Origin of the sequence: Streptomyces sp. NPDC006476 (assembly GCF_040612015.1) — a bacterium.
Taxonomy (GTDB): Bacteria; Actinomycetota; Actinomycetes; order Streptomycetales; family Streptomycetaceae; genus Streptomyces; species Streptomyces griseorubiginosus_B.
Genome location: NZ_JBEXPK010000029.1, coordinates 21,946 through 40,496, shown reverse-complemented (window position 1 = coordinate 40,496; position 18,551 = coordinate 21,946). Strand labels below are relative to the sequence as shown.

At 70.3% G+C, this 18,551-nt stretch carries 14 protein-coding genes and 1 pseudogene; 10 read left to right on the top strand and 5 right to left on the bottom strand.

What is annotated here, in order from left to right:
- Positions 1-36: 36 nt before the first annotated feature.
- On the top strand, positions 37-954 hold the full coding sequence (locus ABZZ74_RS29485) for an NTP transferase domain-containing protein (RefSeq protein WP_356769998.1): 918 nt from the start codon (positions 37-39) through the stop codon (positions 952-954).
- Entirely contained in the window at positions 951-2,339 is a 1,389-nt protein-coding gene (locus ABZZ74_RS29480; protein ID WP_356769996.1) for a molybdopterin molybdotransferase MoeA, read from the top strand. The genes ABZZ74_RS29485 and ABZZ74_RS29480 overlap by 4 nt, the downstream gene beginning before the upstream one ends.
- An 858-nt stretch (positions 2,340-3,197) precedes the next feature.
- On the opposite strand, the gene ABZZ74_RS29475 is transcribed toward ABZZ74_RS29480, so the two are convergent.
- Entirely contained in the window at positions 3,198-4,022 is an 825-nt protein-coding gene (locus tag ABZZ74_RS29475; protein WP_356769994.1) for a DUF2637 domain-containing protein, read from the bottom strand.
- A gap of 855 nt (positions 4,023-4,877) precedes the next feature.
- Here ABZZ74_RS29475 and ABZZ74_RS29470 point away from each other — a divergent pair.
- Positions 4,878-5,585 (top strand): annotated as a pseudogene (locus ABZZ74_RS29470) (NAD(P)-binding protein); the annotation flags it as partial.
- Positions 5,586-5,602: 17 nt separating this feature from the next.
- Positions 5,603-6,583 (top strand): NAD(P)H-quinone oxidoreductase, encoded by a 981-nt coding sequence (locus ABZZ74_RS29465; protein ID WP_356769992.1) that lies wholly within the window; start codon positions 5,603-5,605, stop codon positions 6,581-6,583.
- 6 nt (positions 6,584-6,589) lie between these two features.
- On the opposite strand, the gene ABZZ74_RS29460 is transcribed toward ABZZ74_RS29465, so the two are convergent.
- Positions 6,590-7,237, bottom strand: a complete 648-nt coding sequence (locus ABZZ74_RS29460; protein WP_356769990.1) for a hypothetical protein — start codon at positions 7,235-7,237, stop codon at positions 6,590-6,592.
- A 78-nt stretch (positions 7,238-7,315) separates the two neighbouring features.
- Between ABZZ74_RS29460 and ABZZ74_RS29455 the strand changes: the two genes are divergently transcribed.
- The gene (locus ABZZ74_RS29455) at positions 7,316-7,867 is read left to right on the top strand and encodes a PadR family transcriptional regulator (RefSeq protein ID WP_356769988.1); all 552 of its coding nucleotides are present in this window, start codon (positions 7,316-7,318) and stop codon (positions 7,865-7,867) included.
- Positions 7,868-7,953: 86 nt separating this feature from the next.
- Complete coding sequence (locus ABZZ74_RS29450) at positions 7,954-8,496, top strand: bacterial proteasome activator family protein (protein WP_356769986.1); 543 nt, start codon at positions 7,954-7,956, stop codon at positions 8,494-8,496.
- 65 nt (positions 8,497-8,561) lie between these two features.
- On the opposite strand, the gene ABZZ74_RS29445 is transcribed toward ABZZ74_RS29450, so the two are convergent.
- Positions 8,562-10,181, bottom strand: coding sequence for a protein kinase (locus tag ABZZ74_RS29445; RefSeq protein WP_356769984.1), 1,620 nt, complete (start codon positions 10,179-10,181; stop codon positions 8,562-8,564).
- Positions 10,182-10,517: 336 nt separating this feature from the next.
- Between ABZZ74_RS29445 and ABZZ74_RS29440 the strand changes: the two genes are divergently transcribed.
- Positions 10,518-12,098 (top strand): protein kinase, encoded by a 1,581-nt coding sequence (locus ABZZ74_RS29440; RefSeq protein WP_356769982.1) that lies wholly within the window; start codon positions 10,518-10,520, stop codon positions 12,096-12,098.
- Positions 12,099-12,206: 108 nt separating this feature from the next.
- Here ABZZ74_RS29440 and ABZZ74_RS29435 read toward each other — a convergent pair whose 3' ends face one another.
- Positions 12,207-13,259 carry a phosphotransferase gene (locus ABZZ74_RS29435; protein WP_356769980.1) on the bottom strand — a complete coding sequence of 351 codons (1,053 nt, stop codon included), beginning with the start codon at positions 13,257-13,259 and terminating at the stop codon, positions 12,207-12,209.
- A 447-nt stretch (positions 13,260-13,706) separates the two neighbouring features.
- Between ABZZ74_RS29435 and pdhA the strand changes: the two genes are divergently transcribed.
- Genes pdhA through ABZZ74_RS29420 form a run of 3 tightly spaced genes read left to right on the top strand, consistent with a single transcriptional unit; the run spans position 13,707 to position 17,317 of the window.
- Entirely contained in the window at positions 13,707-14,858 is a 1,152-nt protein-coding gene (gene pdhA / locus ABZZ74_RS29430; protein ID WP_208781496.1) for a pyruvate dehydrogenase (acetyl-transferring) E1 component subunit alpha, read from the top strand.
- Between the two features lies 1 nt (position 14,859).
- Entirely contained in the window at positions 14,860-15,867 is a 1,008-nt protein-coding gene (locus ABZZ74_RS29425) for an alpha-ketoacid dehydrogenase subunit beta (protein ID WP_208781497.1), read from the top strand.
- Positions 15,868-15,877: 10 nt separating this feature from the next.
- Positions 15,878-17,317 (top strand): dihydrolipoamide acetyltransferase family protein, encoded by a 1,440-nt coding sequence (locus tag ABZZ74_RS29420; protein WP_356769977.1) that lies wholly within the window; start codon positions 15,878-15,880, stop codon positions 17,315-17,317.
- Between the two features lie 88 nt (positions 17,318-17,405).
- On the opposite strand, the gene ABZZ74_RS29415 is transcribed toward ABZZ74_RS29420, so the two are convergent.
- Positions 17,406-18,401, bottom strand: coding sequence for a Bro-N domain-containing protein (locus tag ABZZ74_RS29415; protein WP_356769975.1), 996 nt, complete (start codon positions 18,399-18,401; stop codon positions 17,406-17,408).
- Between the last annotated feature and the right edge of the window lie 150 nt (positions 18,402-18,551).

The following is an 18,551-nucleotide window of genomic DNA, read 5'->3' as shown; positions in this document are numbered from 1 at the left end:
GTTCCCTGTGATCGCGGTGCCCCCCATACTCATGGGGTGACCTCGTACGAGCGCTCGGACGTCCCCGGCACGTCGTACGACGCCGTCGTGCTGGCCGGGGGCGCCGCGCGGCGGCTCGGCGGCGCCGACAAACCCGGCCTGCGCGTGGGCGGGCGAGCGCTGCTCGACCGGGTGCTCGCGGCCTGCGCCGACGCGCGCAGCACGGTCGTCGTGGCCGAACCGCGCCCCACGCCCCGGCCCGTGCTCTGGGCTCGCGAGGACCCGCCCGGAGGCGGCCCGCTCGCCGCGCTCGGCGCCGGACTGCGCCACACCACGGCCGACCCCGTCGTCGTCCTCTCCGCCGACCTGCCCTTCCTCGAAGCGCAGACGGTACGGCGGCTGCTGGCCGTCCTGCGGGCGAGCAGCGCCGACGGCGCCCTGCTCACCGACGCCGACGGCCGTGACCAACCCCTCGTGGCCGCCTACCGCGCGCCCGCGCTGGGCCGTGCACTGGCCGCCCTCTCCGCAGAACACGACGGCCTCACCGGCCTCCCCCTCCGCCGGCTGACCGCCGGCCTCGACCTCACCCGAGTCCCCGACCCCGTCGCGTCCTTCGACTGCGACACCTGGGACGACCTCGCCACCGCCAGGGCACGTATCAGGGAGCATGGGCACGTGTTGGATGAATGGATCTCCGCAGCCAAGGACGAGCTGGGCATCGACCTCGACGTCGACACCGGCGTCCTGCTCGATCTCGCCCGCGACGCCGCTCACGGTGTGGCCAGGCCTGCCGCACCGCTGACCACCTTCCTCGTCGGCTATGCGGCCGGACTGGCCGGCGGCGGCCCGCAGGCCGTCGCCGAGGCCGCCCGCAAGGCCGCCGCCCTCGCCTCGCGCTGGGCCGCCGAGGCCGCCGACGCCAAGGCGGACGCGGCCCCGGACGCCACGCCCGATACCCGTCCGGACGCCGGATGACCGCCCGCTCCACCCGGACCGGCGAGGACGCCGAGGACCTGGACGTCGAGGAGGTGCTCGCGCTGGTGAACGAGCACGGTGGCCCCGCGGGCGACCCCGGCGGCCGTACGGAAGGCCCCGCCCACGTTCCGGCCCCCGCCGCCCAGGGCGCCCACCACAAGCCGGGCGCCCACCACAGGGCCACCCCTTGGCCCGAGGCCCGCGCGACCGCCGCCCGTGCCGCCCGCGCCGGCTCCCGGGCCGCCCGCCGCGCCCCCGTCTCGGTCACCCTGGACGACGCCTTGGGCCTCACCCTCGCCGCCCCCCTGACCGCCCTCACCGACCTGCCCTCCTTCGATACCTCGGCGATGGACGGCTGGGCGGTCGCGGGGCCCGGCCCCTGGGACGTACGGGACGAGGGGGTGCTGGCCGGGCACGCGGAACCCGAGCCGCTCACCGACGGCGAGGCCGTCCGGATCGCCACCGGCGCCCGTGTCCCCGCGGAGACCACGGCCGTCCTGCGCACCGAACACGGCCGCAGCGATGCCCAGGGCCGTCTGCACGCCACCCGCGAGATGCACCACGGCCAGGACATCCGCCCCCGCGGCCAGGAGTGCCGCTCCGGCGACCAGCTCCTGCCCGTCGGCGCGCTGGTGACCCCGGCGGTGCTCGGTCTCGCCGCGGCCGCCGGCTACGACACCCTCACCGCCGTACCCCGCCCCCGCGCCGAAGTCCTCGTCCTCGGCGACGAGTTGCTCACCGAGGGACGGCCGCACGACGGTCTGATCCGGGACGCGCTCGGCCCGATGCTGCCGCCCTGGCTGCGCGCGCTCGGCGCCGAGGTCGTCGCCGTACGCCGTCTGCGTGACGACGCCAAGGCACTGCACAAGGCGATCACCGGTTCCACCGCAGACCTGATCGTCACCACCGGCGGCACCGCCTCCGGCCCCCTCGACCACGTCCACCCCACCCTGGAGCGCATCGGCGCCGAACTCCTCGTGGACGGCGTGAAGGTGCGCCCCGGCCATCCCATGCTGCTGGCCCGCACCAAGGAGGACCAGCACCTCGTCGGCCTCCCCGGCAACCCCCTCGCCGCCGTCTCCGGCCTGCTCACCCTCGCCGAGCCCCTGCTGCGCACCCTCGCCGCGCATCCCGCCCCGGAGCCGTACGCGCTGCCGTTGCAGGGCACGGCGCACGGGCATCCGTACGACACCCGGCTCATCCCGGTCGTGCTGCGCGGGGATGTCGCCGTGCCGCTGCACTACAACGGGCCCGCCATGCTGCGGGGCATCGCGGCGGCCGACGCTCTCGCCGTCGTACCGCCCGGTGGCGGACGAGCGGGTCAGGAGCTGGAACTCCTCGATCTGCCCTGGGCGTCCGCCGGTATCGGGGTGTGTTTCACGTGAAACTTCCGGGCCCACCACCGGCTTCAGAAACTTGGGCCAGCGCGCTGCACCGTGATCACTCGATCCCCCTGTTGGAGGATCTCGGCCTTGGGGTCGTCGTAGTTCAGGACTTCCTTACCGCGCAGTACGGCGACTACGAGATCGTTGCTCCGACGCGGTGACATTCCGACTTCATCTCTGGACACGGGTCGCTCGACAAGGTCCAGCCCGCTGCCGTACGTCATGAGATCTTCCAGGACGTGCGCGCTGTGAGGGCTGGACATCGCAAACTCCGAGGAGGCGTCAGGGTCGCAGTGTCATCGCGTTGGGGAGCGATGATCACTTGGGTCGCGTGCGGTACCTCTGCTTTGACCAAGGCGTCGGTGCGCCTTGCATCGCCGTGCACGCATGTGCGTGCAGCACATCGTCGGATCCGGTCCCCCCACGTCGCCGTCTGGGCCGGAGGCTCCCGGTGCCGTCGCTGTCGGCGAAAGCAGCGGCGGCACCGGTCAGGCCGGTCAGGTGGTAATCACTTCAGGATCGTGGCCAATATGGCGGTGACGACGATGCTCCAGGCCACCAGAGCTATGCCTGTGTGCAGCCAGCGGCTGTGCGGTGCACCGTCCTGGGGAGCCTGAGAGGCGATCTCCCGGCAGACGCAGTGGTGTCGTGGCGGCAACGGCGAGTCCGGCCAGTAGGTATCGAGCGGGCTGGCTGGCCTCGGACGCGGATCTTCCTCCATGCCTCATGAACGAGCATCCTGCGGCCCCGGCACGGCATGCTACGTATTTCATGATCAATGTTCGTGTGCCAAGGGAGCTCCGAGTAATTCTCTTTCTGCTGTCAGCTCCGCAGGGTGATGTGGCCGCTGGGTGATTTTTACAGACGTGCGTTGCCCTTCGGCGTCGGTGTGCCGTCGTGGCCTCTCCGCCCTTCACCGACGGCTGACTCGGCAGATCGCAGTCGGTGCCGACGAAGTGGACGTCTGGGAGGCCTGGTCAGGGTGATCTGACGTACCAGTTGCTGGAAACAGGCCAGTGACGCGAAGCTCGGCAGCGCAGCCGCCGCTTGTCCCATCAGGTTGTCCGGGGCCTGGGCGACACACATGGCCATGGCGATGGAAGAGAACACCAGGACGACGCTCCAGGAATGGAACGACCGGCGCTGGTGCAGCGCGTGGCGCAGGATGGACAGCGACGCCACCAGCCAGGGCCCGAACACCAGCAGAGGCCACCAGGAGACGATGCTGCTGTCGGTACGGCCGACCGCGATGAACAGAAGCGGGTCGTAAGCGATCATCCCGCCGAACACACTGACAGTCGACGCGATGACAGCCGCTACGGCGGCAATCAAGTAACTGAATGTGAGGAGCTTGTCCCGGCGTCGGTCCCGCGTCTTGCGATGGTCCCGAGGTGCGGCCTTCACGGGTGGCAACTCTGCGGTGAGCTGGACCAAGTTCTCCCGGTGAGACCCGTGATTCGAAGGTTCCCCGCCGCGTGCGGCCGGAATCCTGATGGGCTTCTCGGCCTCTGCAGCATCCCGCAGCATAAAGGCCAGCTCTTCTGCGGGATCCCACCCGGACTCCAGTGACGTCAAAGGCGGGTAGAGAATCCCAGAAGGTTCCTGATATACGCCGCCGTCGTCATAGCCATAGGAAAATTCGGCGGAGAAACCCGAATAGGGAGCTGTTTGCTCGTCGTGCATGGTGTAGCTGACCGTCCCTTTGCACCGGCACTCAGACTTCCAACTCCGCCCAGCGTCTCGAAAGACCAATTTCCAGAATGTTCAAGGTGTGCACGAGATTCTGGAGATCGTTCCCGGTCACATCAAGTGTGACAGACCGTCCGCCGTTGGCGAGGATTCCGCTTGCCGCGTCGTCACGAGCGGGTGTTGGGATGTACGTGAAGGAACCAAGCCGTGTGACTCGGACTGCTTCGGACTGCATCCTCTTCGGAAGAGGATCGATCGCCTGTTCCCCGGTTGCCTTCGTCATATTTCAACTAACGGCGGCTCTCGTTGGCGGATGCGCTGCGAACGGGTGAATGATTAGCCCGACAAAAACGTTGTGCAGGTATCGGGCAGACCTATAGGTGGTCGTATGAAACAGGGGGGATTTCTATGTCCTTAGGGTTTATCGGATGACTGTTGGTCAATTGGAGCGCAGATCCCACTTATCTTTTGCCGATCAGCCGCAACCCTTACTTACCGCTGTATGACAATCTAAGGTGGCCGTTCTTCGGGGGAGATCTCGGTTCTGGCGCGCTCGTCGTCTCCGAGGAGGCGGTAGGCGGTCCAGTCGTGCTCGGCCGGCATCTAAGGAGTCGCGGACCAGGCAGGCGTCTCCCATGCGGGCGGCGGCGCGGGCTGTGTGCGTAGAACTGGACGCCGACTGAGTGTGTCTGGTCGGTGATGTGTCCGGCCTCGACGGCGGTGAGCATGTCTTGCGGGCGCTCGTGTCCGGCTCTTCGTAGGTGTAGACGTGCCGTCCGCCGCGTCCCGCGACGTACGTCCGGTTGTCCTTCTCCTGCTCGTCCCGGCTCTTGAAGGGTGCTTTCGGAAAATCGCTGGAGGTCCGCCTTGCGGGATCACACCGTCGTCGGGTTCGGGACGAAGGGGCGGTCGGCGATCCAGACCGTCTGCGCGACGGGGTTGAGGAAGGACCAGGTCGTCGTGGTCGATCCCGCCGCCAAGGTGATCGACGCGGCGGCGGCCGGCGGGTACGCCGGGGTCATGGGTGACGCGACCCGCAGCGAGGTGCTCAAGCGGGCCGAGGTGCACCGGGCACGCCAGATCATCATCGCGACCCAGCGCGACGACACGGCCGTACTGGTGACGCTGACGGCCCGGCAGCTCAACCGGGTCGCGAAGATCGTGGCCGCCGTGCGGGAGGAGGAGAACGCGCCGCTGCTGAAACAGTCCGGTGCCGACGCGGTGATCACCAGCGCCAGTGCGGCCGGACGGCTGGTCGGCCTCTCCGTGCTCAGTCCGGCGGCCGGCATGGTCATGGAGGACCTCATCCAGCAGGGCGGCGGGCTCGACGTGGTCGAACGGCCGGTCACCAAGGCCGAGGCCGGCAAGGGCCCGCGTGAGACGGAGGACCTGGTGGTGAGCGTCGTACGCGGGCACCGGGCGCTCGGATACGACGATCCGGCCATAGGAACCCTGCAGTTGACGGACCGTCTGATCACCATCGTCCGGGCGACCCCGGGCAACCAGGTCGCCTCGGCGTCCGCCCGATGCGGCAGGACTGAGTCCCACCGTCGGTGAGGGGTAGCGTCCCCCTCATGCATGCGATCACGATTTCCGAACCTGGCGGACCCGAGGCCCTGGTGTGGGAGGAGGTCCCCGAGCCGGTGCCCGCGGAGGGCGAGGTGCTGGTCGAGGTGGTGGCCGGCGCCGTCAACCGCGCCGACATCATGCAGCGCATGGGCTTCTACGACCCCCCGCCCGGCGCCTCCCCCTATCCCGGCCTCGAGTGCTCGGGCCGTATCGCCGCGCTCGGCCCCGGTGTCTCCGGCTGGGCCGTCGGCGACGAGGTGTGCGCGCTGCTGTCGGGCGGCGGCTACGCCGAGAAGGTCGCCGTACCGGCCGGACAACTGCTGCCCGTGCCCGAGGGGCTGGACCTCAAGCAGGCGGCCGCGCTGCCCGAGGTGGTCTGCACCGTCTGGTCGAACGTCTTCATGATCTCCCACCTGCGCCCCGGCGAGACCCTGCTGGTGCACGGCGGTTCCAGCGGCATCGGCACGATGGCGATCCAGCTGGCCAAGGCCGTGGGCGCCAAGGTAGCGGTCACGGCCGGCACCAAGGAGAAGCTGGACCAGTGCGCCGAACTCGGCGCGGACATCCTGATCAACTACCGGGAGCAGGACTTCGTCGAGGAGATGGAGCGGGCCACGGACGGCACGGGCGCCGACGTCATCCTCGACAACATGGGCGCCAAGTACCTGGACCGCAACGTCCGGACGCTCGCCGTCAACGGGCGGCTCGCCATCATCGGCCTGCAGGGCGGCGTCAAGGGCGAGCTGAACATCGGCGCGCTCCTGGGCAAGCGGGCCGCCATCAGCGCGACCTCGCTGCGGGCCCGTCCGCTGGGTGAGAAGGCGGCCATCGTGGCGGCCGTACGCGAACACGTCTGGCCGCTGATCGCCGCCGGGCACGTCCGTCCCGTCATCGACCGCGAGATCCCGATGAGCGACGCGAGCGCCGCGCACCGGGTGGTGGAGGAGAGCGGGCACATCGGCAAGGTGCTGCTCGTCGTGGGCTGACGGGTCTCAGGAACGGCGCAGCCGCAGCCCGATGAACGCCAGCCCCAGGCCGAGCCCGATCAGCACCAGTCCGCTGCCCAGCGGCAGAACGCGCAGGACGGGCCCCGCGGGGGGCACCGCCTGGGTCCCGCTCTGCCCCGGAGGCCGCTGCGCGGGCGTGGGGGTGACCTGAACGGCCTCCTCGGACGGCACGGATGCGTCGGCGCTCTCGCTGACGCCGTCGTCGCCCCCGCCGGCCTCCGGGTCGGTGGCCGCCACGTCGGTGTCCTCGCCCTGCTCCGTCGCCGACTCCTCGGACCGCCCCGGCCGCTCCCGCCCCACCCCGGCCCGGCTCCCGGCACGGGACGGCTCGGCGGGAGCGGCCGGGGCGGAGGGCCGTACATGCTCGGGCGCGAGCCTGCCATGGGAACCGGGCGCCCCCACGGTCTCGTACGCCGGCGCGAGTTCATGGGCGGGCGTGCGCTGGTGCATCGGCGTGGCGCCGGGCGCGGGCAGAATCCTGTGCGCCGACGGGTGTTGCCGCGCGTACGCCGACCCCGAGCCATGAGCCGTCGATCCGCCCCCATGAGCCCACGCCACGCCGCCCGGCATCACCCCGGCCACCACCGCCACCAGCAGCCCCGCCGTCCGCATCGCACGCGCCCATCCAGTCATGCATCCACGGTCACACCGACGCACGCATCCGGCATTCCGGACTCCGCCAAAAACGCGAACGGGCTGCACAATCCGGGTATGTCGATACGTCACGGACTGCTGGCGCTCCTGGAAGGCGGCCCCCGCTACGGCTCCCGGCTGCGCACCGAGTTCGAGACGCGCACCGGCGGCACCTGGCCGCTGAACATCGGGCAGGTCTACACGACCCTCGGCCGGCTGGAGCGGGACGGCATGGTCGCGCAGAACGGCGAGGACGAGGGCGGACGGACGCTGTACACGCTGACGGAGGCGGGCCGGGCCGAGCTGCGGGGCTGGTTCGGGCGGCCCGTGGAGCGGGAGAGCCCACCGCGCGACGAGCTGGCGATCAAGCTGGCGCTGGCGGTCACCGCGCCCGGCGTCGACGTGCGCGAGGTCGTCGAGACCCAGCGCCGGCACGCGTCGCAGGCGCTGCACGAGCACGTACGGCAGCGCGCCCAGGCGCTGGCCGACTCCCCCGGGCATCCGGACGAGCTGGCACGGCTGCTGGTCCTGGAGCAACTGATCTGTCACGCCGAGGCCGAGATCCGCTGGCTGGACCACTGCGAGGCCCGGTTGCTGCGGCTGACGGTCACCGAGCGCGCGGAGGAGTGACGCGAATCTTCACGCCGTGCACGGTGGATCACCTCGTACGGGGGGCACCCCGGTGATGAGATGCACGGGTGCGAGACAATGGCGGCATGGAGATGCCGAGGAACGAACGGTCGCCGGAGAATCCCCAGATCCTGGTCGTGGGCCAGGACGGCATGGCGATTGGCGGCGGAGGCGACGAGGACTCCCGCGAGATTCCGGTGACGGAGCAGGTCGAGCAGCCGGCCAAGGTGATGCGGATCGGCAGCATGATCAAGCAGCTCCTGGAAGAGGTGCGGGCGGCTCCTCTGGACGAGGCGAGCCGGGCTCGGCTCAAGGACATCCACCGCAGCTCGGTCAAGGAGCTGGAGGACGGGCTGGCACCGGAGCTGGTGGAGGAGCTGGAGCGGCTGTCGCTGCCGTTCCAGGACGAGGGCACCCCCAGTGACGCCGAACTGCGGATCGCGCAGGCCCAGCTGGTGGGCTGGCTGGAGGGCCTCTTCCACGGCATCCAGACCACGCTGTTCGCCCAGCAGATGGCCGCGCGGGCCCAGTTGGAGCAGATGCGCCGCGCCCTGCCGCCGGGGGTCACCCCGGGCATGGGTGAGGACGGCGGCCCCACGGCCGGCCGCTCGGGTGGACCGTACCTGTAAGCACCCGGATCACGACAAGGAAAGGGCCCGGCGGCCGAACCGCCGGGCCCTTGTCACGTCAGGGGTCAGGAGGCCGGATTGCCCGTCGAGACCTGCAGCTCGAGCTCGACCTTCTTGGGGTTGACGTCGGTGCCGGCCGCGGGGAACTGGTTGATCACCGCGCCCTGGCCGTACGTGTTCTCGTCCAGGTTGTCGATCTTCAGCTGCCAGCCCGCGGCCTGCAGGCACTCCTTGACCGAGCCGATGTACTTGAACCGGAAGTCGGGCACCCGGATCTTGCCCGCCTCGTCGTACGACTCCTGCGGCTCGGTGCACTCCGTCTTGTCGATCGTCTTCGAGGTGTCCGGACCGCGATGGCCCGCCACCTGTCTCGTCGACGCGGTCGCGCTGGAACCCCCGCTCGCACCCTTGTCCTTGTTGCCGCCGGTGTGCAGCAGCACGGCCGCGAGCAGCCCGGTGATCGCGATGATCGACACGATGACCGCGCCCACCACGACCGGCTTGTTGCTCCGGTCGCCGCGGGAGGGCGCGGGCGTGGGCGGCTGCTGCGTGATGTTGTACGGCGGCGGGGTGGACGGCTGCCCGCCGTACGCGGCCGGCGTCGGGTAGCCGCCCTGCTGCGGATAGCCGTACGACGGCGAGGGCGCGGGCGTGGAGTACGGGTTCGGCGTCGACGGCTGGTACGGGGTCTGGACCGGGCCGGTCGGCCCGGGAACCGAGGTGTCGACCGGCGGGAAGACGGCGGAGCCGACACCGGTGCCGCTCTGCGCCGGGGCGCCCGGCACGATGCTCGGCGGGGCGGCCTGGAAGGACGCGGCCACGCGCAGGCACTCGTCGCGCATGGCGACGGCGTTCGGGAAGCGCTCGTTCGGGTTCTTCTTCAGTGCGCGGGCGACCAGCGCGTCCACGGCCGGGGGCAGCGCGCGGTTGACGGAGGAGGGCGCGACCGGTTCCTCCTGCACGTGCGCGTAGGCGATGGCCAGCGGGGAATCCGCTTCGAACGGCAGCCGTCCGGTGACCAGTTGGAACAGCATGATGCCGACCGAGTACAGGTCGGAGCGGGCGTCGACGCCGCGGCCCAGGGCCTGCTCGGGCGAGAGGTACTGGGGGGTGCCGACGACCATGCCGGTCTGCGTCATGGACGTCACACCGGACTGCATCGCGCGCGCGATGCCGAAGTCCATCACCTTGACCACGCCGCGCTTGGTCATCATCACGTTGCCCGGTTTGATGTCGCGGTGCACCAGCCCCATCTCGTGGCTGATCTCCAGCGCCGCGAGCACATCCGCGGTGACCTTGAGCGCCTTGTCGGCGGGCATCGCGCCGAACCGCCGTACGTCCTCGTCGAGCACAGAGCCGAGGGGGCGGCCCTCGACGTACTCCATGACGATGTACGGGGTGGTCATCCCGTCGAGGGTGTCCTCGCCGGTGTCGAAGACCGAGACGATGTTGGTGTGCGTGAGCTTGGCCACGGCCTGCGCCTCGCGGCGGAAGCGCTCGCGGAAGGCCTGTTCCCGGCCGAGGTCGGTGTGGAGTGTCTTGATCGCGACCTGCCGGTCCAGCGTGGCGTCGTACGCCAGGTGCACCGAGGCCATGCCGCCCTCGCCGAGCAAGTCGCGCAGCTGATACCGGCCGCCGGCGAGCGCCCGGCCCGCGTAACGGCCCTGTGCGGCGTCCTGGCTCATGTTCCGCGTCCCCCATGGGCCTTCAGGCGCCGGCCCGGCTGTCGTTGATCGAATGGCTCATTCCCGGCCAAGTCTGCCCGAGGGCACTGACACGTCAAGCGCGGTGCCCGTTCCGTGACCGTACGCGAAAGAAGCGTCGCGCGAGCGTTACAGAGGCTGTACGGCCGGTACACAGAATTTGCACGACCACACCGGAAGACGGTTTGATGGCCGGTCCGTCTCGTGCCGGTTCCGGCCCCCTTCTCGAACCGGCGGCTTGCGTTGAGGCTGTAGCGTGGCCGACGGAGACCGTAACAACACCGCGCGCACCGCGGGCAGAAACGACGGCGAGGACTGATGGAGCAGCAGCAGCGCGCTCAGGGCCCGTCCGACCCCGAGGCGACTGGCGGCGGTATGTCAGATGCGCCGGAGATGTGGGGTAACGGCGGGCTTGTCGGGGACGGCCGGTATCGGCTGACCCGCAGACTCGGCCGAGGCGGCATGGCAGAAGTGTTCGCCGCGGAGGACGTGCGCCTGGGGCGTACCGTCGCGGTGAAGCTGCTGCGCGCCGACCTCGCGGAGGACCCGGTCTCCAAGGCCCGCTTCACCCGCGAGGCCCAGTCGGTGGCCGGCCTCAACCACCACGCGATCGTCGCCGTGTACGACTCCGGCGAGGACTACGTGGGCGGCCAGTCGGTGCCGTACATCGTGATGGAGATCGTCGAGGGCCGCACCATCCGCGACCTGCTGATCAACGCCGAGGCGCCGGGGCCCGAGCAGGCCCTGATCATCGTCTCCGGCGTCCTGGAGGCGCTCGCCTACTCGCACCAGCACGGCATCGTGCACCGCGACATCAAGCCGGCGAACGTCATCATCACGCACAACGGCGCCGTCAAGGTCATGGACTTCGGCATCGCGCGCGCCCTGCACGGCGCGTCCACGACGATGACGCAGACCGGCATGGTCATGGGCACACCCCAGTACCTCTCCCCGGAGCAGGCGCTCGGCAAGGCCGTCGACCACCGCTCCGACCTGTACGCGACCGGCTGTCTGCTGTACGAACTCCTCGCCCTGCGGCCCCCGTTCGTCGGCGAGACCCCGCTGTCGGTGGTCTACCAGCACGTCCAGGACGTGCCGGTCCCGCCGTCGCAGATCTCGGGCGGGGAGTCCCCGCCGGAGCTCGACGGGCTCGTCATGCGATCGCTCGCCAAGGAGCCGGACGACCGCTTCCAGACCGCCGAGGAGATGCGCGGCCTCGTCCAGTACGGGCTGCAGATGCTGTACGACCAGGGCGGTCACACCGGCACCTGGAACACCGGGCCGGTCGACATGCACGACGGACGGCACACCCCGGCCGCCGGTTTCGCCGGCACGCAGGTGCTGCCGCACCCGGCCGACGGCTCCGGCACGACGCAGATCCCGCAGCCGATCCTGCCGGGCGGCGGCTACGGCGGCGGGGACGACGGCGGCTTCGAGGGGCACGGCAACAGGGGCAGCGGCCGCGGCAAGCTGTGGATCCTGGCCGTCCTCGCGGTGATCGCCATCGCGGCGGGTGTCGCGCTGGCCCTGCAGAAGGGCGGCGGGGACGGGGGCGGCGCCGGAACCTCCCATACGCCCACCACCTCGCAGACCACCAAGGACGACACCAACAGCGAGACGCCGAGCGACCAGTCCACGGACCAGTCCGCCGACACCTCGACGGACGACGGCTCCGGCACGAGTTCCGGGTCCGGGGACTACACGCCGTCGTCCACCCCGTCGTACACGCCGTCCCGGAGCGCGACCAGCGAGCCGAGCAGCCAGCCGACGAACAAGCCGACTACCTCGGAACCGACGGACACGCCCAGCGAGACGTCCCAGCCGTCGGACACGTCGGACCCCAGTGGCGCCAGCGCCGGTGGAGACAACGGTGGCCTGACGCAAGGGATCGGCGGCTGACCGGTCGCTCTCGAACAACCGGCACACGCGCGTGGGAGTTCGCATGCTCCCGCGCGCGTGCCGCTGACAGGGCTCTTCACGCGCGTGTACCGCTCATGAACCCGGCCGTCACCCCGCGAACGCCTCGCACACCGTGTCGTACTCGCGGGTCCACCACACCGCGAGGGCCGAGGCCGCCGGGAACTGGGGGTCGGCTCGGGTGTCGCCGCGTTCGTAGTGCCAGCGCAGCATCCAGAAGTCGTTGAGCCGCTCCCACCACACGCGGTGCACGGCCGCCGCGAGCTGGGAGGGCGTGGCGCCCGCCGTACGCCGGTACGCGCGCGCGTACGCCCGCACCTTCGGCAGGTCGAGGGTGCCCGCGGGCCGAACGAAGAAGATCGCGGCGGCGCGTACGGCCTCCTCCGCGCGCGGCCGCAGCCCCAGCCGGTCCCAGTCGACGATCGCGGCCGGCGCGTCGCCCTTGTAGAGCAGGTTGAACGGGTGGAAGTCGCCGTGCACCCAGCCCACCGAGCCGCCCCGCGGGGGACGCCGGTCGGCGTGCTGCTCCAGCAGCGCGCGCCGCTCCAGGAGGCGGTGCCGGGCGAGTTCGTCGAAGGAGTCGGCGGGCCGGTGACGGCGCACCCGGCCGAGCAGGTCGTCGATGAGGGTGAAGGTGTCGGCGGGGTCGGCGCTCTCGGCGCGCGTGTCCGGGGCGGGCGGATGCGAGGCGCGTGCCCGCGCGCGGGGCGGCATCACGCGCTCCAGGCTGGCGTGGACGACCCCCAGCAGCGCCCCCAGCCGCGCGCACTGCCCGGCGGTGAGCTGGCCGCCGTGCCGGTGCCGGCCCTCGACCCAGGGATGCAGCGCGTACGCGTGCCCGCCGACGACGGCGACCGTGCGCCCGTCCCTGCCGGGCAGCGGGGGCGCCACGGGGACGCCCAGGTCCGCCAGGCGCTGGGTGGCCCGGTGCTGGCGGGCGATCGCGGCGGGGTCGGCGGTCTCGGGGTCGAAGTGGTGCTTCAGGAAGTAGCGGCCCCGGGTGGTGCACAGGCGGTAGCCGCGGTTCAGCAGGCCCTGTTCGACGGGCTCACACGCGAGGGCGGAACCGGCGGAGTACTGGCGCAACAGGGCGCCCAACGGGGGCGCGTGAGGGTCGTGGGGTGGTACAGAGGAGCGCGGCACGCGCCAGATGCTAGGGCACGAGCCGGGCCTGTGAGCTGGGCGTTGTCACAGGCAGTCGCATTCGGTCACACCATGTGCTCGAAGTGGCCTTCAGGGCCACCATCGGGATTTTTCCGTGCCGTGTCCGCGCAAGTCCGACACGGAAACCCTTCCCGTGACCTCGGTCACCGATATAACGTGCCGTTGTTCCGGCCCCCTGCAAGGCTGTGACCAGGACAAGTTCCGGGCTCTCGGGATTTACTTGGAAATCCAAGCAAAATCCCAGGTCAGGAGGGGTTTCACAGAGATGTGGAGCACTGGGTAACGTGCCTTGTGCAGGGCGCTCGCCGGGGCACCTTGTCACGCCTGTTCCGGCCGAGTGGCACCCACCCCGTGCACGGGTGTCGGAACAGGTGAGCCGTACTGGTACCCGGCAACCCCGGGGGCCGGACCGACGGAGGAGCACACGTGACCGTGGAGAGCACTGCCGCCGCGCGCAAGCCGCGACGCAGCGCCGGGACGAAGAAGTCCCCGAGCACCAAGCCCGAACTCGTTCAGTTGCTGACGCCCGAGGGCGAGCGCCTGAAGAACGCCGAGTACGACAAGTACGTCGCCGGCATCACCCCGGAAGAGCTGCGCGGTCTCTACCGCGACATGGTCCTCACCCGTCGCTTCGACGCCGAGGCCACCGCCCTGCAGCGCCAGGGCGAGCTCGGCCTGTGGGCCTCCCTCCTGGGCCAGGAGGCCGCCCAGATCGGCTCCGGCCGGGCCACCCGCGAGGACGACTACGTCTTCCCGACCTACCGCGAGCACGGCGTCGCCTGGTGCCGCGGGGTCGACCCGACGAACCTGCTCGGCATGTTCCGCGGCGTGAACAACGGCGGCTGGGACCCCAACAGCAACAACTTCCACCTCTACACGATCGTCATCGGCTCCCAGACGCTGCACGCCACCGGCTACGCGATGGGCGTCGCCAAGGACGGCGCCGACAGCGCGGTGATCGCCTACTTCGGCGACGGTGCGTCGAGCCAGGGCGACGTGGCCGAATCGTTCACCTTCTCCGCGGTCTACAACGCACCGGTCGTGTTCTTCTGCCAGAACAACCAGTGGGCGATCTCCGAGCCGACCGAGAAGCAGACCCGGGTCCCGCTCTACCAGCGCGCCCAGGGCTACGGCTTCCCGGGCGTCCGCGTGGACGGCAACGACGTGCTGGCCTGTCTCGCGGTGACCAAGTGGGCGCTGGAGCGGGCCCGCAGCGGTGAGGGCCCCACGCTGGTGGAGGCGTACACCTACCGGATGGGCGCGCACACCACCTCCGACGACCCCACCCGCTACCGGGGCGACGAGGAGCGGCTGGCCTGGGAGGCGAAGGACCCGATCCTGCGGCTTCGCCGGTACCTGGAGGCCTCAAACCACACGGACGAGGGATTCTTCGCGGAACTCGAGGCCGAGTCCGAGGCGTTGGGCAGACGAGTGCGCGAAGCGGTCCGTGCCATGCCGGACCCGGACCACTTCGCCATCTTCGAGAACGTGTACGCGGACGGGCACGCGCTCGTCGACGAGGAGCGAGCCCAGTTCGCCGCCTACCAGGCGTCGTTCGCGGACGGAGAGGGGGCCTGACATGGCGGAGACCGTGACATCGAGGACGGCGACATCCAAGACCATGGCTGTGGCCAAGGCGATCAACGAGTCGCTGCGGCGCGCCCTGGACGCGGACCCCAAGGTGCTCGTCATGGGCGAGGACGTCGGCAAGCTCGGCGGTGTCTTCCGGGTGACGGACGGCCTGCAGAAGGACTTCGGCGAGAGCCGCGTCATCGACACCCCGCTCGCCGAGTCCGGCATCGTCGGCACGGCGATCGGCCTCGCGCTGCGCGGCTACCGCCCGGTCGTGGAGATCCAGTTCGACGGCTTCGTCTTCCCGGCCTACGACCAGATCGTCACCCAGCTCGCCAAGATGCATGCGCGTTCCCTGGGCAAGGTCAAGCTCCCGGTCGTCGTCCGCATCCCGTACGGCGGCGGCATCGGCGCGGTCGAGCACCACTCCGAGTCCCCGGAGTCGCTGTTCGCGCACGTGTCGGGTCTGAAGGTGGTCAGCCCCTCCAACGCCTCGGACGCCTACTGGATGATGCAGCAGGCCATCCAGAGCGACGATCCGGTGATCTTCTTCGAGCCCAAGCGCCGTTACTGGGACAAGGCCGAGGTCGACCCGGAGGCCATCCCCGGCCCGCTGCACAAGGCGCGGACCGTGCGCACGGGCACCGACCTGACCCTGGTCGCGTACGGCCCGATGGTGAAGCTCTGCCAGGAGGTGGCCGACGCGGCCGCCGAGGAGGGCAAGTCGCTGGAGGTCCTGGACCTGCGCTCCATCTCCCCGCTGGACTTCGACTCGATCCAGACCTCGGTGGAGAAGACCCGCCGCCTGGTCGTCGTCCACGAGGCACCGGTGTTCTTCGGCTCGGGCGCGGAGATCGCCGCCCGGATCACCGAGCGCTGCTTCTACCACCTGGAGGCCCCGGTGCTCCGGGTCGGCGGCTACCACGCCCCGTACCCCCCGGCCCGGCTGGAGGAGGAGTACCTGCCGGGCCTGGACCGGGTGCTCGACGCCGTCGACCGCGCCCTGGCGTACTGAGGAGAGGGTCGTGACGACGATGACGGAAGCGTCCGTACGCGAGTTCAAGATGCCGGACGTGGGCGAGGGGCTCACCGAGGCAGAGATCCTCAAGTGGTACGTGCAGCCCGGCGACACGGTCACCGACGGCCAGGTGGTGTGCGAGGTCGAGACGGCCAAGGCGGCCGTCGAACTGCCCATCCCGTACGACGGGGTGGTGCGCGACCTGCACTTCCCCGAGGGCACCACGGTCGACGTGGGCACGCCGATCATCGCGGTGGACGTCTCCGGCGGTGCGGCTCCCGCCGAGGTTCCCGCCCAGGCGCCGGCCGAGACCGCCGCCCCCGCCGCCCCTGCCGAGACCGCCGAGGAGAAGAAGCCCGAGGGTTCGGGCCGCCAGCCGGTCCTCGTGGGCTACGGAGTGGCGACGTCCTCCACCAGGCGCCGCCCGCGCAAGGGCCCGGAGGTCCTGGTCTCCCAGGCGTCGACGGCGGTCCAGACCGAGCTGAACGGCCACGGCGGGCCGGCGTCGGCCGCCGAGACCGCGGGTACCGCCGACAAGCCCCGGCCGCTGGCCAAGCCGCCGGTGCGCAAGCTGGCCAAGGACCTGGGCGTCGACCTCGCGACGGTGGTCCCGTCCGGCCCCGACGGCATCATCACCCGCGATGACGTCCACGCGGCGGTGGCCTCGACGCAGGCGCCGGAAGCGGCGGTGGAGGCACCGTCCGCGCCTGCGGTCGCTCCCGCGCCCGTGCCGACGTACGACTCGTCCCGCGAGACCCGCGTTCCCGTCAAGGGCGTCCGCAAGATGACCGCGCAGGCGATGGTCGGGTCGGCGTTCACGGCGCCGCACGTCACCGAGTTCGTGACGGTGGACGTGACGCGGACGATGAAGCTGGTGGAGGAGCTCAAGCAGGACAAGGAATTCGCGGGCCTGCGGGTGAATCCCCTCCTGCTGATCGCCAAGGCCCTGCTGGTGGCGATCAAGCGGAACCCCGACATCAACGCGTCCTGGGACGAGGCCGCGCAGGAGATCGTCCTCAAGCACTACGTCAACCTGGGCATCGCTGCGGCCACTCCTCGGGGGCTGATCGTTCCGAACATCAAGGACGCCCACGCGAAGACGCTGCCGCAGCTCGCCGAGTCCCTGGGCGAGCTGGTGTCGACGGCCCGCGAGGGCAAGACGTCCCCGGCCGCCATGCAGGGCGGCACGGTGACCATCACCAACGTCGGCGTCTTCGGCGTCGACACGGGCACGCCGATCCTCAACCCCGGGGAGTCCGCGATCCTCGCGGTCGGCGCGATCAAGCTCCAGCCGTGGGTCCACAAGGGCAAGGTGAAGCCACGTCAGGTCACCACCCTGGCCCTCAGCTTCGACCACCGCCTGGTCGACGGCGAACTGGGCTCCAAGGTCCTCGCGGACGTGGCGGCGATCCTGGAACAGCCGAAGAGGTTGATCAGCTGGGCGTGACGTACCCGGACAAGATAGGTTGAACGGTGAAGGGGCGGCCGCAAGTTGGAGTTGCGGCCGCCCCTTCGTCCGTTCTTGGCGGTCGGGCTCAGTTCAGCACGTAGACCGGCGCCCCGTCCTCGGACGCGCCCTGCGGCCGGATGCACGCGTGCTTGCGCAGCAGCCGCAGGCACTCGTTGACACGCTGCACGGACAGACCCGTACGAGCGGCGATCACTTCGAGCGGTTGACGAAGCTCACCCTCCTCCACCAGCACCGGTGCGATGACCACGGCCACGGTCCAGACGTCCTCCGTCACGGCCAGCCGCCGACGCCAGTCGGCGAGGACGGACTCGGTGGTCGGTTGTGCGGCCTGCTCGGCGGTGGGAGGTGCCGGACGCTGGAAGGCCAGCATGTCGAGACGGTCCGCGATGCGTTCCATTGCCAGGGCCATGGTCTGCTGTGCGGCGAGGGTGGCGCGCTGCAGATCGAGCATTTCCTGCTGAGTGTCGGCGATCTTCTGCTGCGTGCCTGCGATCTCCTGTTGCAGGACGAGCGATTTGTGCTGCGCGACTGCGAACTGTTCATCGGCCTGGAGATTGCGTTCCTCCAGCCGCACGATGGCCTCGGCGACCTGCTCCGGCATGGCGTACGCGATGGGGGCGCCGGGTTCGGGGGACTGCACTTCGGCTTCTTCGAGGGTGTAGGAGCCCTCCCGCTGGACGGTCTCGATGACCTCGGCGACCCACTGCTTGAAGGGCAGGCACGCTGGCTTCGTACAGGCGTTGACCAGAAGGATCAGGCCTTGGAGCGAGATGAGGTTCAGGTCTCGGCGCCACTCTCTACCTGCGGGAATGCTGAGACCGTAAGCTCCAGTTACGGTCTCGAGAATCTCTCGGTGGCCGTCGGGAACGTGGTCAGCGAGTGCCTGCCTTGAGTTGGTGTGCCCGAGTTGTTTGCACACATCCACCGCCGGAAACCAGTGAGTCCCGTCCGGCATCGTGAGCCGCCGCACCCTGGCCCCCGTCGCCGCATACACGAAGTCGCTGACGTCGATCGCGTCCTGTCGCTTGCCCGCGTCGGGCTGCTTGCTGGGTTCGTTCATGTGAACCACCTCCGCTGCGGAACCTAGGGCGGAGAAAATCGAATATGCCAGCTGGCGTATTGATGTTCACTTGTGCGAGCGAAGTTCGTGGATTGTGGTTGCCGGCGGCCGTAAAGGGTGAAGGGCCCCTCGCCGGGTGGTGAGGGGCCC